Raw genomic sequence first — 16249 nt, 5'->3', positions numbered from 1 at the left:
GGCGGAGTTTATCGACTTTTGTCGCCAATCGCCCGCAAGTGCACGGCAAAACGTTCAGCCAGCCAGCGCGCAGCCGGGCCGAGGGGTTCATCCCGGCGCCAGACCAGCTCCACCACCAGCGCCGGCGGGGTCCATTCGCTGTCCAGTTCGACCATCAGGCCCTGATAAGCCGAGTACTGCACCACATGCCGGGGCAGCCAGGCCCAGCCGAGATCGCGCACCAGCCATTCGGCCATCACGTAGAAGCTGTCGGCGCGCCACACTTGCGGACTGGCCGGTTCGTTGCCGGGGTAGACGCTGGTTTGCGTCGACATCAACAATTGCCGATGCTGCGCCAGTTGCTGGCAGGTGACGTAGGACTGCGTCGCCAGCGGATGATTGATGCCGCAGACCGTGACCATTTCCACCCGACCCAGAACCCGACGCTCCAGCGCTTCGGGAATTTCGTCGTGATAGAACAGAAGGCCCAGATCAGCGCGACGCTCGACCAGTTTGCGTGCGACTTCACCTTGAGCGGCGCTGGTCAGTTGCACTTCGAGGCTGGGAAATTGCTCGGCCAGCGCATCGAAGCTTTCCACCAGTGCCTGATACGGCATGGCTTCATCCTGAGCCACGCGCAACTGCGCTTCCTGACCGCGCATCATCGCCATCGCCCGACCATTGAGGCGCTCGCACTGACGCAGCACTTCCCGGGCTTCTTCGAGCAAGGCTTCGCCCGCTTCGGTGAGCCTGGGCGAACGACCACTGCTACGCTCGAACAGGCTGACGCCCAAATCGTCTTCCAGCATGGCAATCGCACTGCTGATCGCCGACTGCGCCTTGCGCTGCTCGCGCGCCACCGCAGAAAACGAGCGTTGTTCGGCGACGCTGACGAAGGCGCGCAGTTGTTCCAGATTCCACAGGGTATTCATGCAGCGGCCCATCTTCAAAACAGATAGGTAATGACTTTACCCCATCTGGCGAGCGACTAGAATGCCGCCTCAGCAAGCAACGTTTTACATGAGGATCTACACATGAACGCCTACGCCTTTCTGGCTATCGCCATCTGCGCCGAAGTGATTGCCACCGTTTCGATGAAAGCGGTCAAAGGCCTGAGCACCCCGCTGCCGTTGATTCTGGTGATCGTCGGCTACGGCATCGCGTTCTGGATGCTGACGCTGGTGGTGCGCACTGTGCCGGTGGGAGTCGCCTACGCCGTGTGGGCGGGCATGGGCATCGTCATGGTCAGCGTCGCGGCGCTGTTCATTTATGGGCAGAAGCTGGACGTGCCGGCGATGCTCGGGATGGCGTTGATCGTGCTCGGTGTGGTGGTCATCCAGCTGTTCTCCAAGACTGCCGGGCACTGATTTGCAGTAACGCAAATCCCCCTGTGGGAGCGGGCTTGCTCGCGAATGCGGTGTGTCAGTTAACAGAAATGTTGTTGACATACCGCATTCGCGAGCAAGCCCGCTCCCACATTTGGTTTTGCATCTGCCCTGTTGATCATCGACAAATCCCGCTCTTTCCCGAGTCTGTATACTGCGCCCTCGTCTTGAACACTGAGGTCGTTGCATGCCATCCGTTATTTCCACCGACGTTCTGATTGTCGGCGCTGGTGTCGCCGGCCTCTGGCTGAACGCGCGTCTGCGCCGTCAGGGTTTTTCGACCGTGCTGGTGGAAAGCGCCAGTCTCGGCGGCGGGCAGAGCGTGAAGTCCCAGGGCATCATTCACGGCGGCGCCAAATATGCGTTGCACGGTGCGCTGACCGGCGCCTCGGAAGCCATCGCCGACATGCCGCGCCGCTGGCGTGAAGCGCTGGCCGGCAACGGCGAGCTGGACCTGACCGGCGTGCGCCTGTTGTCCGAAGCGCATTACCTGTGGTCGCCCGGCACACTCGCCGGCAACCTCACCAGTTTCTTCGCCAGCAAGGCCGTGCGTGGCCGGGTCGATCAGGTCAAGGGCGATCAACTGCCGCCGGCCCTGCAAGACAAGCGCTTCAAGGGTAAGGTCTATCGCCTCGCCGAACTGGTGGTCGACGTGCCGAGCCTGATCCAGCGCCTGGCCGATCTGGCCGGTGACGGTCTGCTCGCCGGGCAAACCATCGAGCCGCTGCTGGAAGCCGGTGTGCTGGTCGGTCTGAAGGTCGACGGTCGTGAAATCCGCGCCCAGCGCATCGTCCTCAGTGCCGGCGCCGGCACTGCCCGATTGCTGGAAGACCTGGGCCTGACCCATCCGCAGATGCAACGCCGGCCGCTGCACATGATCATCGCCAAAGGCCCGGGCCTCAAACCGTTGTACGCCCATTGCCTGGGCGGCGGCACCAAACCGCGGATCACCGTGACCACGCACCCGGCCGCCGACGGTCAGTGGGTCTGGTACATGGGCGGTGACATCGCCGAAAGCGAAGGCGTGGCCCGCGAACCTGCCGAACAGATCGCCACGGCGCAAAAGGAGATCGCACAGCTGTTGCCGTGGATCGACCTCAGTACCACGCGATGGGCGACCTTGCGCGTCGACCGCGCCGAACCTCTGCAAACCGGCCTGACCCGCCCGGACAACGCCTTCCTCGCCGAAGAGGGGCGCTTGCTGGTGGGCTGGCCGACCAAACTCGCACTGGCGCCAGACTTTGCTGACCGGGTCATCACCTCGCTGGAGCGCGACGGCATTCAGCCACAAGCCGCCGAACCTTTGCCGGCGTTGCCAAAACCACCGATGGGCGTTCCAGCCTGGGAGCAACTGCTGCCATGACTATCGCGAACCTGCACGAACTGCACCGCCCACTGGGCAGCACCGGCCTGACGGTCTCGCCGCTGGGCCTGGGCACGGTCAAACTGGGCCGCGACCAAGGGGTGAAATACCCCAACGGCTTTCAGATTCCCGATGACGAAGCCGCGCGCATGCTGCTCAGGCAGGCACGCGAATTGGGCATCAACCTGATCGACACCGCCCCGGCCTACGGGCGCAGCGAAGAACGCCTCGGCCCGTTGTTGCGCGGCCAGCGGCAAGACTGGGTGATCGTCAGCAAGGTCGGTGAAGAGTTTGCCGACGGCCTGTCGCGCCATGACTTCAGTGCGGCGCACACGCGGATGTCGGTGGAGCGCAGCCTGCAACGTCTTGAAACCGATTTTATTGACCTGGTGCTGGTGCACTCCGACGGCAACGACCTGGCGATCCTCGAACACGAGGAGGTCTACGCCACCCTCGCTGCACTCAAGGCCGAGGGCAAGATTCGCGGTTTCGGCTTCTCCGGCAAAACCGTCGAAGGTGGACTCAAGGCGCTGGAGCAAGGGGACTGCGCGATGGTCACCTACAATCTGAACGAACAGAACGAGAAGGCAGTCATTGACTATGCTGCTGCCCACGGCAAAGCCATTCTGGTGAAAAAAGCCCTGGCCAGCGGCCACGTATGCCTGAGTCCGGGCGTGGATCCGGTGCGCGCCAGCTTCGAGTTGTTGTTCCAGCAGCCCGGCGTGGCCAGTGCTATTGTCGGGACGATCAATCCGCTGCACCTCGTCCATAACGTTGCGACCGTTGCCCAGGTCCTTCGTGGTCACTGACGCCGCCCCGCGGCCTTAAGCAGGAGCCGACATGCCGCGCACGCTCATCAGAAAGAACCCGAGCAACTTCAAGACTCTGCCGCTGTACGTCGAAGCTACGCCCGAAGGCCTGACCTATCAGAGCGTCGGCATGCCGCTGAACTTCGCCCAGACCCTGCAGCGGCGCAAACCGGTGAGCGTGGCGGATGCCGAGCGCTTCGCGGTGGAACTGGCCAACCTCGGGGTCTCGGTGCGCCTGACCCTGCATTGGCAGAATCGCGATTACTGGGTGCTGGTGCGCCAGCGTCGGCAGGATCGTGGGGACGTCGTGCTCAAGCTGATTTCCGGTTACGTGCCGGCTCATGAGCTGAACATCCCGCTACACACGGCGATTCAGGAAATTGCCGAAGAGTGTCTGCTGGAAACCCCGGAAGGCTGGCTCGGTGGGCGTTTCAACGACACTTGGCTACCGGCGCCCTACTCCTCCGCGCTGCACTATCGCGAGGCCCTGCCGTTTCGCCTGACGCCGCTGTCCGGCTCGGCACGACCGGTGCGCTGCGCCAATCTGCAACTGCTCGAACGACCACGGGCCTACGTGCATCTGCCGACAGCATCGCTGCAACTGATCTACGACTTGCGCCTGGACGTGCCCAAGGAAGCCAAATCCTTGAGTCTGTTTCATGTCGATGAGCGGCTGGAGGGTGATCAACTGGTGGCGCGACTGGACCGCAAGCGCCCCGATCTGTACCTGATGCCGCTGCAGGACGGCGAACCGCTGGCCGAGCTGTATACCTTGAAGAAAGGTCAGCTTTATCCGGCAGGCACGCGCGGTCTGTATCTGGCCGAAAGCTTTGCCAGACAGGATGGCTGGCTGGTGCGCGAGGAGCGGATTCGCTGGAAGGACTGGCTGCGCCAGCAAGGCCTGACGCCGCCAGAGAAACCTACCGGATTGGCGCAGTTGCGCGGCAAGGCAAAGCAGTTGCTGAAGAAGATCGTGCCGCGCAAAAAAGTCAGCTCCTGAAACGCAAAAGATCGCCGCCTGCCTCAGCTCCTACAGGGAAACGCATTCCAATGTAGGCGCTGCCGCAGGCGGCGATCTTTTCAGCTTGAATCAGTGACCGCGGATTTTTTCCACGATCGCGGTGGTCGAGCTGTTTTCCACCAGCCCCAGCACTTTCACCGTGCCGCCGTAAGCCTTGACGATATCGGCGCCGACCACTTGGTCGATACCGTAATCACCGCCCTTGACCAGCACATCCGGCCTGACCTCGCGCAGCAGGTTTTCCGGGGTGCCTTCGGGGAAGCTGATCACCCAGTCCACCGCGCCGAGGCCGGCGAGTACCGCCATGCGTCGATCGACACTGTTGATCGGACGACCCGGCCCTTTCAGGCGGCTGACCGAGGCGTCATCGTTGATTGCCACGATCAGCCGGTCGCCCTGGGCGCGCGCCTGTTCGAGGTAGGTCACGTGCCCGGCGTGCAGAATGTCGAAGCAGCCGTTGGTGAAGACGATGCGCTCGTTGTGCGCGCGAGCATCGGCCACCGCCAGTACCAGTTGCTCCAGCCCCAATACGCCACGTTCCGAGCCCTCTTCACGCTGGATCGCACGGCGCAGTTCAGGGGCGCTGATCGCCGCAGTACCGAGCTTGCCGACCACAATGCCCGCCGCCAGATTGGCCAGCGCCACCGCGTGCGGCAGCTCTTCACCGGCAGCAATCGCCGCCGCCAGGGTGGAAATCACCGTGTCGCCGGCACCGGTCACGTCGAACACTTCACGGGCACGGGCCGGCAAATGCAGCGCCGGATGCTCCGGACGCAGCAGGGTCATGCCGTGTTCGCCACGAGTGACCAGCAATGCGCCGAGTTCGAGATCGTGCATCAGGGCGGCGCCCTTGCTCACCAACTCGTGTTCATCGGCGCAACCGCCGACGATGGCTTCGAATTCGCTGAGGTTCGGCGTGATCAGACTGGCACCACGGTAGATCGAAAAATCCTTGCCCTTGGGATCCGCCAGCACCGGAATGCCTTTGGCCCGGGCCGCCTGAATCAGGGCCTGATGGTTTTTCAGCGCGCCTTTGCCGTAGTCCGACAGCACCAGCACCTTGATGCCTTCGAGCAGATCATCGACCTGCGAGGCCAGGGCCAGCGCATCGGTGGCAAACGGTTCTTCGAAGTCGATACGCAGCAATTGCTGGTGGCGGCTCATGACCCGCAGTTTGACGATGGTCGGCTGATGCGCGATGCGCTGGAACAGCGCGCGTACGCCCGCACCCTTGAGACTGTTGCTCAGGCTGTCGGCGGCTTCGTCATCACCGGTCACACCGACCAGCGACGCCGGCGCACCCAGCGCGGCAATGTTCAAGGCAACGTTGGCAGCACCGCCCGGGCGGTCTTCGATTTGCTCGACTTTTACGACGGGAACCGGTGCCTCAGGGGAAATCCGTGAGGTTCCACCATGCCAGTAACGGTCGAGCATGACATCGCCGACCACCAAGACTGGGGCTTGATCGAATCGCGGCATGGACAACTTCATGGAGCAACCCACATACAAAATGAACAGGGGCGCGATATTAACACAGGGTTGGCGCAGGCTTGCGTGCAGCCTGCAACAGGATGAAACAGTCCGTTACTTTGCTCATTTTTTGAGCACCAGTGCCGCCAGTTGTCCACAGGCTTCGGACAATTGCAGCGCCTCGGTGTCGATCTGCCACTCGGCTGCCAATGGCGCTTCGTAAGGACTATCCACGCCCGTAAAGTGCGTGATCCGACCTTCCCGTACGGCCTGATACAAACCTTTCGGATCGCGACGGGCGCAGACTTCGAGCGAAGTGCTGACGTGCACTTCAATGAATTCATCCTGGGCAAACAGCCTGCGCGCGGCGTCGCGTTCGGCGCGGAACGGCGAAATGGCCGCAACGATCACAATCAGCCCGGCGTCGACCATCAACCGCGCCACCTCGGCCATACGCCGGATGTTTTCCCGGCGACAGACGTCGCTCATGCCCAGGTCGCGACACAGTCCATTGCGCACATTGTCGCCATCAAGCAAAAAGGTGTGCAGACCCGACGCATGCAGGTGCAGTTCGAGGGCATTGGCCAGGGTTGACTTGCCGGCGCCGGAAAACCCGGTCAACCACAGACAACGCGGGCGTTGTGCCTTGAGCGCTGCCCGGGCCTGGTGCGAGAGCGCCAGACCGTAAGGCCGAATGGCGAGCGTCTGTAGCGGCAGTGACAGGGACTCATTCATAACCGAGCAACTCGTAATCACGCTGATACACCCGACGCACCAGTCGCCGGGTGCGCACCGAACAGAACTCGCGCGCCGGCGTCGATTGTCGTTCCCGCGACACGTTGACGTGAGGCAACTCCACAGTCAGCCCCAACTGCTCGCAGACCAGACGAAAATCCCGAGTCAGATGTTCCTGATACCCGATGAAGTCCAGCGCCAGATGCCCCAGCGAATCGGTAAGAAAGTCCGTCTGCGCGGCAAAGTGCAACTGCCGGGAAATCGTTTCCGGATGCAGCCAGCGTGCAACAAAGTCATCAAAATCGCGGTATTGCCGCACCAGCCGCTGCGCCAGATGGTCACGCGCGCTCAACTCGTTGCCACGCAAAAAGGCGTAGGCCGAATAGGCGCGTTCCAGCGGGTCGCGAACAAAAGCGAACTTGAAGGCGTTGGCGAACGGCTCGGGGAATTGCTCTTCGTACCAGTACAACGGCAAGTGCCCGGGTCGCCAGCCGTCGAACAGCGCCGTGCAAACGCTGCTGCCAGCGCATTTCGGGACATGGATGAACAGGCAGGAACGTTGCTGGAAGGGCTGGGGAAACGTCAGGTTGGCCGACATCGACTTGTTCACCACCTGGCGATCGACCACCGACAGGCGCCCGAGCAGAAAGGCCCGCTGCGGCTTTGGCAGCAGTTTCCAGAGATAGCGTTGCAACATGAAAGCACCCGCGCGACGGGGATGGCCCCCTCGATGAAAAGTCAGAGTTCGTTGAGGAACCTTAACAAGCGCGGTGCCCGGATTTATTCCGGTTTGGTCAAGAAGGGTAAAGGTCTGGATACAAACGACTGTGGGAGCGAGCCTACTCGCGATAGCGGGTGAACATTCGACACGGACGTCGTCTGTTGCAGCGCTTCGCGAGCAGGCTCGCTCCCACAGGGCAGGGCCTGGAATCAGGCGATATCTTCAGCCGGGGCATCGAGGCCCATGGCGTTGAGGCGCGCGTAGTAACCATTTTGCGCCAGCAACTGGTCGTGGGTGCCGCGCTCGACGATGCGGCCCTGATCCATGACCAGAATCAGGTCGGCCTTCTCGATGGTCGACAGACGGTGAGCGATCACCAGCGTGGTACGCCCCTTCATCACCTGATCCAGTGCCGCCTGAATGTGCCGCTCGGACTCGGTGTCGAGTGCCGAGGTGGCCTCGTCGAGAATCAGCAGAGGCGCGTTCTTCAGCAGCGCACGGGCAATCGCCAGACGCTGACGCTGACCACCGGAAAGCAGGACGCCGTTCTCGCCGACCTGGGTGTCCAGACCTTGCGGCAGTTGCGAAATGAAGTCCATCGCGTAGGCATCACGTGCGGCTTTCTCGATGTCCTCGCGCGGCGCACCGGCCAGATCGCCATAGGCGATGTTGTTGGCCACGGTATCGCTGAACAGGGTCACGTGCTGGGTCACCTGAGCGATGTGACGACGCAGGTTGAGCAGTTTGTACTGTTCGACTTCCACATCGTCGATGAGGATTTCGCCCTTGTCGTGGTGATAGAAACGCGGGATCAGGTTGGCCAGCGTCGACTTGCCACTGCCCGAACGCCCGACCAGTGCGACCATCTGCCCTGGCTGGACCGAGAAACTGATGTCGTCCAGCACCTGGCGTTCGGTGCCAGGGTAGGTGAAGCTGAGGTTGCGCACGTCCAGACGACCGCTCACCGCATCGCGCTCGACCGTACCGGTATCGACTTCCGGCTCGACATCCAGTTGCTCGAAAATGCTCTCGGCACCGGCCACGCCTTTCTGAATGGTCGAGCTGACTTCGGACAATTGACGGATCGGCTTGGGCAGCAGGCCCGCCAGGGTGATGTAGGCAACCATGTCACCGGCAGAGGCGTCACCGCGCAGGTACAGCACCAGGAACATCAGCACGGCCATGGCGGTGTAGATCACCAGTTGCAGCATCGGCGTGTAGATCGCACCCGTGCGAGTCATGCGCAGTTGCTTGTCGGTGTTGCCCTGACTGGCATCGAGGAAGCGCTTTTCTTCATAGGCCTCGCCGCCGAAGCTGCGAACCACGCGATAACCCTGAATGGTTTCCGAGGCCACATGCGTGACGTCACCCATCGCCAGTTGAATCTTCTTGCTCTGTTTGCGGAATTTCTTGCTGGCGGTGCGCACCATCAAGGCGATGAGCGGCAGGATCGCCACCATCACCAGGGTCAGCTTCCAGTTCATGAACAACAGCGAGGCGAACAGGAAGATCACCGTCATGCCTTCACGGATTACGACCTTGATCGCATCCGTTGCCGCCCCCGTGACCATCGTCACGTTGAAGGTGATACGCGAAATCAGATGACCGGAGTTATGCTTGTCGAAGTAGCGGTTAGGCAGCACCAACAGGTTGTTGAACAACTGCACACGCAAGTCATGCACCAGGCCCAGGGAAACCTTGGCCAGGAAATAGTTGCCCAGATAGGAGCCCAGCCCCTGCCACGCGGCGATCAGGATGATCAGTAGCGGTACGGCCTGCAGCAGCTGCAGGTCACGCAGGTACGGCACGGAGGGAAACAGCACCGCTTCAGGGTTGGACAGGCCATCGACAAAGTACTTGAGGATGTAGCCAAGCATCGGTTGCGTCGAGGCGAAAATCAGAAAGCCGACGATGCTGATCAGGAACAGACTGATGTACGGCCGGACATAGCCGAGCAGGCGGAAGTAGATTTTCAAGCTCGATGGGCTTGCGGCGGGACTGGAATCGGTCATATCACGCGAAAGTCGATAAAAAGGACGCTGACTTTAGCACAGCTTCTTCAGGGTTCTGGCAATCGGCGAAAGGCTGTTATTGTTATGCACCTTTTCTGCATCAAATAGCCATCACTCGAATGGTCGATCAACCTCAGGAATGAATCTCACAGCATGCAACTTCGCGGCTTCAGCAGTACGTCCAATCGGATTTTCGATTTCATTAGCCTGTGGATTCTTCCCGCCGGTTATTTCCTGCTCCTGTGCGCGCTGTTCTTTTTGCCGGGTCGAAGCCTGCATCACAAGCTGTTCTATGGCCTGTTCAGCATTCCGACACTGATCGCCCTATGCCTGCGCCCGCGCGAACTCAAGGAGCTGCTGCGCGAGCCGATCTTCATTGCAGTCCTGCTGTTTGCTGCATGGGCCTTGCTCAGCCTGGCGTGGGGCCCTGGCGAGCTACTTGGCGGAATGTTCAAGCCACCGCTGCACACTTTGCTGCTGTTTGCCGGCTGTTACCTGCTGGTGCGCTATCGCAGCGATATCCTGCAACCCTTGCTGTTCGGCGCGGCGCTGGTCGCACTGATTGCCACGACCATTTTTCTGTTCATGTTCGCCCGGGTTTATGAACCAGGCATGCGCCTGATCGGCGGTGGTGCCTTCGATAACCCGTTGCTCAGCTCGCACCTGTTCGGCTTCTTCAGTGCCTACTGGCTGAGCGTGACCATGACCTGCAAGCGCCGCCAGATGATGTGGCTCAGCGTGCCGGCGATGGCGATCATGTTCATGGCGGTGATCGGCACCGGCTCCCGAACGCCGCTGGTAGCACTGACCATGGCCGCGCTGTGGCTGTGCTTCATCTGCTGGAACCGACGTTCAGTGGGGTTGCTGGTGGCCCTGGCCCTGAGCGGGGTCGCGGTCTTCACGCTGTTTTCGCAGATGATCATTGAACGAGGTGATTCCTACCGGCTGGAAATCTGGCAAATCGTGTTGCACAAGATTGCCGACCACCCGTGGCTCGGTCATGGCTACAGTGCCACCCTCGCTGTCGACCCGGGCGTTGGCTACATCCTTCAGGAACCACACAGCTTTGCCCTCGGTGTCCTGTATTACGTCGGCATCATCGGCCTGCTGCCATGGTTGTTTTTCCTGTTCTGGGGCCTGCTGAGCAGTTGGCGCCAGCGTGTGCAGCCACTGCTGATCATTGCCTCGACCTGGCTGGTATTCGGTATCGGTGCCGGGCTGACCGAGGGCGGCGGGATCATTTCACGGCCCAAGGAACACTGGTTCCTGTTGTGGATCCCACTGGCACTGATCGCGGCGTTGAGCATCAATCAACGTGCGCGGCGTCTTTTGACCCTTCCAGTGCAAAAGCTGTCGCTTGAAGGCCTGGAACAATTGAGCCGCGAAGCCCGGATCATCGAAGAAGACGGCCTGGGCCCGAAAGTCCTGCGCCTGACCGATGGCAGCTTCCTCAAACTGTTCCGCCGTCGCCGCTGGTACACCTCCGGCAGCTTTAATCCCTACTCCGAACGTTTCGCGGTCAACAGCGAACAACTGCGCCAGATGGGCATTCCGACCCCACAAATATTGAATCTGTACCGTCTCGACGATGGCAGCAGTGCCGTGCATTACACGCCATTAGCGGGGCACACGCTGCGTCAGGTGCTGCAGAGCATTACGGCTCCAGCGGTGCGCCAGGCGCTGGTGGAGCGCTTTGGCAAATTCATGGCGCAACTGCACGAGAAAGGCGTGTATTTCCGCTCGCTGCATCTGGGCAACGTACTGGTGCTGGAAGATGGCGAGTTCGGCTTGATCGATCTGGCCGACCTGCGTATCTACCCTACTCCGCTCAGTCTTTCCCTGCGCCAACGCAATTTGCGTCATATGCAACGTTACACTGTCGACAAACGCTGGCTGTTCGAGGATCACCTCGATGCGTTGCTCCAGGGGTACGCCATGACGGCGTCCAAATCCGCGGTTGAAAACCTGCACAGGCAAGTGCTGGCCGGCAACGCCCCGGCCCGAGTTCAGTGATGATCGAAACCAATCCGCTTATCGCGCTGGCAGCCTATCTGCTGGCCATCGTCACCTCCGCTTTGCTGTTGCGCGCGGTGCCGAAAATCGCTCGGCACCTGCAGCATTCCGGCGAAAGTCGATATGCCAGCATCGACGGTCTGCGCGGCTATCTGGCGTTTGGTGTGTTCGTGCACCACTCGGTCATTACCTGGATCTTCTTGCGCACCGGGGTGATCGACTTTCCGCCGAGCAACTTCTATTCGATGCTGGGTCAGGGCAGCGTCGCGCTGTTCTTCATGATCACCGGTTTTCTGTTCTGGAGCCGCCTGCTCGCGCAGGGACGCAACCATGACTGGCTGGCGTTCGGCGTCTCACGGGCATTTCGTCTGTATCCGCTGTACCTGCCGCTGATGCTGCTGGTGTTCGTCTCGATCTTCCACTTGCAGGACTGGCAAATGAAGGAGCCTGGCCTGGAGCTGTTCAAACAGATCCTCGCCTGGCTGACGTTCGACCGCCCGGACATCAACCAGTACCGTCATTCCGGCATGCTGATATCCAACGTCACCTGGACGCTGGCCTATGAGGTGTTTTTCTACATGGCGCTGCCATTGGCCGGGCTGGTGTTCATCTACCGCGGCAGCTGGTTGCAGGTGGTGCTGTGCCTGATCGGCATCTACACGCTGTACCAGGTCATCGGCTGGGAACATTCGCTGAAGAAACACTTTCTGGCGAGCTTCCTCGGTGGCATCGCCGCCGCCTACTGGATTCGCCGACCGGCGCTCGTGGCATGGAGCCAGTCACGCCTGGCGAGCATCATTGCCGTGCTCGCGCTGGTGATTGCGTTCACCGCGTTCAGTCGTGCATTCAAGACTGCACCGCTGTTTTTGCTGGGGTTGTTTTTCGTGATCGTGGCGTCCGGCAATAATCTGTTCGGCGCGCTGAAACCACGCAGCATTCGCTGGCTCGGCGAAATCAGCTACAGCACCTATCTGCTGCACGGGTTTGTCCTGTGGCTGATGGTACAACGGCTGCCGCTATTGCTGGATATCGATGCGCGAGAAACGGCGGTGTACTTGCCCCTGGTGGCCGTCTGCACGTGCTTGCTGATTCTGATCAGCAGCGCGACGTTCCTCTATATCGAACAGCCGGGCATGGCTGCCGGCAAGAAGGTTGTGCATTGGCTGCGCCAGCGTCAGAAGGGCGAAAAGCGCCTGCCGGAGAAGGTCGCTCGCTGAGTGCGAGCGACCGTCGCCTCACTCCTTTTCCAGCGGGGAAAAGAGCAAACGCCCCAGTCCGCGCCAGGTCTTCTTGTTCCAGGCCTTGAACGGGATCTGTGCCAGTAGCTCGCGTGCCAGCTTGCGATTGCGGTTTGCGGTCTTGAGGAACATCGAGTTCAGCGCCTTGAAGCGCACTTCGTCGTACAGCGGATGATCGCTGAACAGCGCATAGGTGCGCAGGATGTTCTCGATCATGAAGCGATGGTTCTTGTACGAGTTGGTGGCGTGCTTGCGGTAGCGCGCCATCACCACATTCAAACCGTCGATGAAGTAGCCAGCACGGGTCACCTTCAGCTCGATGTACAGGTCTTCAAGACGAATCGTCGGATCGAATCCTCCCACCTTCTCCAGCGCCTCACGACGGATCATCAGCGTCGGCGCTGGCGGATACGGCTTGCGTTCAAGAAACATGTCGTCGAAATCGAGGCGGCGAAACGGCACGTCGCGGCGCTGACGCTTTTCTGGATAAAGGCTGCCGTCGGCGTGCATCAGCTCGATATTGCCGGCACAGATCCCGACTTCAGGCTTGCCGTCCATGTACGCCACCTGGGTAGCAATACGTTCGGGGTACATGATGTCATCGGAGCCGAATGGCACGATCAGGCTGCCCTTCGAGCGGGCGATCGCGCCGTTTAGGGTATTGGTCAGGCCCTGATTCTGCTGCACACGGAAATCGAAGCCGTACTGCGCCTGCAACGCGCTAATGCGCTCGACGCTGTCGTCCTTCGAACCGTCATCGACCACCAACAGCTCGATGTTCTTGTAGCTCTGGTTGAGGACGCTGAGGATGCTTTCCTCAATATACGGGCCGTGGTTGTACGAGGCGATGATCACGGTGACGAGAGCGTTGGCTTCGCTCATGGCTTGTTCTTCGCTCACGGTTTTCTCTTCGCTCACGGCTGCTCCTTGCGGGCCTGCTCCAGGCCAGAGTCGATCAGATCCAGGTATTCCTGACGGAACACCTCGATGTCGTGTTGTTCCTGCAGATAGCGGTAGGCCTGCTCGCCCTTGGTCTTGAGTTCGTCGTCCGACAGCGCCAGATAGTTATCCAGTGCGGCGACCAGACTCGGCACGTCCTTGGGCGTGATCGCCAGACCACCGGCACCTTCGATCAGCGGCAACATCGCCGGCACGTTCGAAGCGATCACCGGCAGGTGTCCGCTCATGCCTTCGAGCAACGCCAGGCCCAGGCCTTCGGCCAGCGACGGCATGGTCCAGATGTCGAACGCACGCACGTATTGCAGAGCGTTTTCCTTGAAACCCAGCAGGTGCGCGCGACCGCTCAGGCCCAATTGCTCGATCTCGGCCGCCAGCGGTGCCTGCAGGCGCCCGGCACCGATGATCGCCAACTGGGTGTTCGGGTATTTGTCCTTCAGTGCGGCAAAGGCCTGCAGCAGATAGGTGTGGCCCTTGACCGATACCAGCCGCCCCAGCGCGCCGATCAAGCGCACATTCGGATCGATGCCCAACAACTCGCGAGCTTTTTCGCGGCTGTGCTGCAAGCCTTCGGCCTGCTGGATGTCGATGGCATTGGTGATGGCGTAGGTGTTCTGGTCGGTGAAGCCGCAATCGCAATCGAGCAGGTACTGTTTGACCGCCGGCGACACACCGACGAAGCGCCAGTGCCGATCGATCAGACGCTGGGTCTGACGACGCCGGTAAAAGCGGTCGTATTCGCCGAAACCGTGGGAGATGCCAATGCACAGCGGCACCTTCAGCCAGCGATTGAGCGCCAGCATCATATTCACCGGTTTGAAGCGGTTGCAGATCACCACGTCGAACTTTTCCCGGCGGCAGAACTTGTACAGCTGCCACATCGCCCGCAGGCGCATGCCCTTGAGCGACTTGTCGGAAAACTCGAAGTACACCGAATGGTCGGCCCGGCTCACCGGCTCGCCCGGCCCCGGTTTGCCGCGCAGGAAAGCCGCGGTGATCTCATAGCGATCGCTCGGCAGCGCCTTGACGATCTGCTCGGCGAGGTCGGCAAAGTCATGGGCTTTGACGTTGTAGTCGGGTTGCAGCTGCAACACCTTGAACCGTTGACTCATGACTCTCCCCGCTGGACGCCTGTCTCACCGTGCTTCAGTAGCCAGAACAACTCCTGGCGCCTGACCGCTTTTCGAAAAAATTCGTTTTCGCCGTAGACCGACGCGGCCCGCCCGGCCAGCACGCGCTGGATAACCCGGCGCAGGCGACGCTTGAACGGAGCCGGCGGCTGCAGGTCATGCATCATGCCCAGCGCCATGGCCTTGTCCCGTTGCAACTCAATGGACAGCGGCAGGCACAGCGGCTGCATCGGCACCGCCAAATCGAAGGCAGGCGGCAAGGCAATGCCCTGCCCGGTGTTGCCCATCGGCCAGCGGTCGTTGTCATGCAAATGGTTGGCATAACCGAGCAACGTCGGCTGCCAGTCGAGCCCCTGGAGCGCCTGCAAAACCGCTTGCTGGGCGCAGATATGGTCAGGGTGCGGATCGAGGGTCGGGTGCGGCAGCACGATCACCTCCGGACGGGCGCGCAGCAGCACTTCACGCAGGTCGGCCAGCAGGTTGTTCCAGGTCGGCGCGCCGTCGGCATCGCCCGGCAGAGTGAACGGATTCAACTGACGAAACAGTCGCGTGTCGTTCAAGTCCGCTTCGCGCGACCCCACTGCCTGATTCGGTGCGGCCTGCATCGCCGCCAGTTGCAGGCAGAAGTAGCCGAGTTGCACGCAGTGTTCCTGCGGCACACCGGCCCAACGCGGCACGGCGAGGCTGTCCCAGGCACGCAGACGGCCCTTGAGCCGCGCCGCCTCGACCTTGTTCATGCCCATCTGTTGATAGTGTTCGGCTTCGATCTCACCTGCGGTCAGGGTGACGATCCAGGCTTCATCGGCCTGACTGTACAAGCCATACGCCGCCAACTCGGCATCGTCGGCGTGCGGGGCAATCACCATCACCCGCTGACGGCGGTAGTCCGGTTGCTCCAGCGCCCACAGCACCGGCTCGCCGAAGACTCGGCAAAAGCGCCCGCGCAAGCGCAACTGGCCTTGCGACAAAGCTTGCGCCTGACCGCTCAGATTCAGATAACGCAGGCCATTGACCCCGCGCTCGAAGGTTTGCGAATCGGGATTCGCCCCGCCGAGCAGTTCGACGCGCGGATCAAAGAAGCGTCCGAGCCAGTTGCTTTTCACTCGCACCGCGAGAATCAGTGTGGCCTCGTCGACCAGCATCACGCCTTCATCCAGACGCAATTGCTCGCCGCTCAAATGCACCTTCGGCTGCGGTGTGAACGGCGGAAAGCTGTACTGGTAATCGTCTTTCGGCGAATAGAACAGATGATCGGCAAACCATGCCTCGTGGGCGATCCAGCCAACCACCGCGAGCACCAGGGGCAACCACCACGCGACCAGCACACCGAGCGCGATCAACACCACCAGGGCGATCAGCAAGGTAATGCGTTTATTGCGCCGATGACGCTTGAGCAGTTGCTGTTTGCGGCTCATG

Annotated in this window: 14 protein-coding genes; 6 read left to right on the top strand and 8 right to left on the bottom strand. The window is 61.0% G+C overall.

Annotated features, from left to right (window positions below):
* Positions 1–8: 8 nt before the first annotated feature.
* A complete protein-coding gene (locus tag ACS4NR_RS24365; protein ID WP_346651167.1) occupies positions 9–911 on the bottom strand; it encodes a LysR family transcriptional regulator in 903 nt (300 codons plus the stop codon).
* A 102-nt stretch (positions 912–1013) separates the two neighbouring features.
* Between ACS4NR_RS24365 and ACS4NR_RS24360 the strand changes: the two genes are divergently transcribed.
* From ACS4NR_RS24360 to ACS4NR_RS24345, 4 genes are all read left to right on the top strand, one after another.
* On the top strand, positions 1014–1346 hold the full coding sequence (locus tag ACS4NR_RS24360; protein WP_003221050.1) for a DMT family transporter: 333 nt from the start codon (positions 1014–1016) through the stop codon (positions 1344–1346).
* Positions 1347–1551: 205 nt separating this feature from the next.
* Complete coding sequence (locus ACS4NR_RS24355) at positions 1552–2727, top strand: NAD(P)/FAD-dependent oxidoreductase (protein ID WP_456018538.1); 1176 nt, start codon at positions 1552–1554, stop codon at positions 2725–2727.
* Positions 2724–3536, top strand: coding sequence for an aldo/keto reductase (locus tag ACS4NR_RS24350; RefSeq protein ID WP_456018537.1), 813 nt, complete (start codon positions 2724–2726; stop codon positions 3534–3536). Before ACS4NR_RS24355 ends, ACS4NR_RS24350 begins: the two co-directional genes overlap by 4 nt.
* A gap of 31 nt (positions 3537–3567) precedes the next feature.
* Positions 3568–4536, top strand: coding sequence for a metal ABC transporter ATPase (locus ACS4NR_RS24345; RefSeq protein ID WP_456018536.1), 969 nt, complete (start codon positions 3568–3570; stop codon positions 4534–4536).
* Between the two features lie 90 nt (positions 4537–4626).
* Here ACS4NR_RS24345 and hldE read toward each other — a convergent pair whose 3' ends face one another.
* The 4 genes from hldE to msbA form a co-directional block, all read right to left on the bottom strand.
* Positions 4627–6048 (bottom strand): bifunctional D-glycero-beta-D-manno-heptose-7-phosphate kinase/D-glycero-beta-D-manno-heptose 1-phosphate adenylyltransferase HldE, encoded by a 1422-nt coding sequence (hldE, locus tag ACS4NR_RS24340; RefSeq protein ID WP_456018535.1) that lies wholly within the window; start codon positions 6046–6048, stop codon positions 4627–4629.
* A gap of 102 nt (positions 6049–6150) precedes the next feature.
* Positions 6151–6762: an adenylyl-sulfate kinase gene (gene cysC, locus ACS4NR_RS24335; protein WP_456018534.1), complete on the bottom strand. Its 612-nt coding sequence runs from the start codon at positions 6760–6762 to the stop codon at positions 6151–6153.
* Positions 6755–7459, bottom strand: coding sequence for a sulfotransferase family 2 domain-containing protein (locus ACS4NR_RS24330; RefSeq protein WP_456018533.1), 705 nt, complete (start codon positions 7457–7459; stop codon positions 6755–6757). The genes cysC and ACS4NR_RS24330 overlap by 8 nt, the downstream gene beginning before the upstream one ends.
* A gap of 233 nt (positions 7460–7692) precedes the next feature.
* On the bottom strand, positions 7693–9495 hold the full coding sequence (gene msbA, locus ACS4NR_RS24325; protein ID WP_115985376.1) for a lipid A export permease/ATP-binding protein MsbA: 1803 nt from the start codon (positions 9493–9495) through the stop codon (positions 7693–7695).
* Positions 9496–9648: 153 nt separating this feature from the next.
* Here msbA and ACS4NR_RS24320 point away from each other — a divergent pair, with 153 nt between their 5' ends.
* Positions 9649–11508 carry an O-antigen ligase family protein gene (locus ACS4NR_RS24320; protein WP_456018532.1) on the top strand — a complete coding sequence of 620 codons (1860 nt, stop codon included), beginning with the start codon at positions 9649–9651 and terminating at the stop codon, positions 11506–11508.
* Complete coding sequence (locus ACS4NR_RS24315) at positions 11508–12725, top strand: acyltransferase family protein (protein WP_095138084.1); 1218 nt, start codon at positions 11508–11510, stop codon at positions 12723–12725. The genes ACS4NR_RS24320 and ACS4NR_RS24315 overlap by 1 nt, the downstream gene beginning before the upstream one ends.
* 18 nt (positions 12726–12743) lie before the next feature.
* Here the strand turns inward: ACS4NR_RS24315 and ACS4NR_RS24310 are convergent, their stop codons facing one another.
* The 3 genes from ACS4NR_RS24310 to ACS4NR_RS24300 are packed head-to-tail and all read right to left on the bottom strand — an operon-like array spanning position 12744 to position 16248.
* Complete coding sequence (locus ACS4NR_RS24310; protein WP_456020409.1) at positions 12744–13628, bottom strand: glycosyltransferase; 885 nt, start codon at positions 13626–13628, stop codon at positions 12744–12746.
* A 32-nt stretch (positions 13629–13660) separates the two neighbouring features.
* The gene (locus tag ACS4NR_RS24305) at positions 13661–14815 is read right to left on the bottom strand and encodes a glycosyltransferase family 4 protein (RefSeq protein ID WP_456018531.1); all 1155 of its coding nucleotides are present in this window, start codon (positions 14813–14815) and stop codon (positions 13661–13663) included.
* Positions 14812–16248 carry a PIG-L deacetylase family protein gene (locus ACS4NR_RS24300; RefSeq protein WP_456018530.1) on the bottom strand — a complete coding sequence of 479 codons (1437 nt, stop codon included), beginning with the start codon at positions 16246–16248 and terminating at the stop codon, positions 14812–14814. The genes ACS4NR_RS24305 and ACS4NR_RS24300 overlap by 4 nt, the downstream gene beginning before the upstream one ends.
* Position 16249: the final 1 nt, after the last annotated feature.

The sequence above is a fragment of the Pseudomonas sp. JQ36 genome (genome assembly GCF_053851495.1).
The sequence above is the reverse complement of the archived record's forward strand: the minus strand, read 5'-3'. Positions and strand labels throughout refer to the sequence as shown.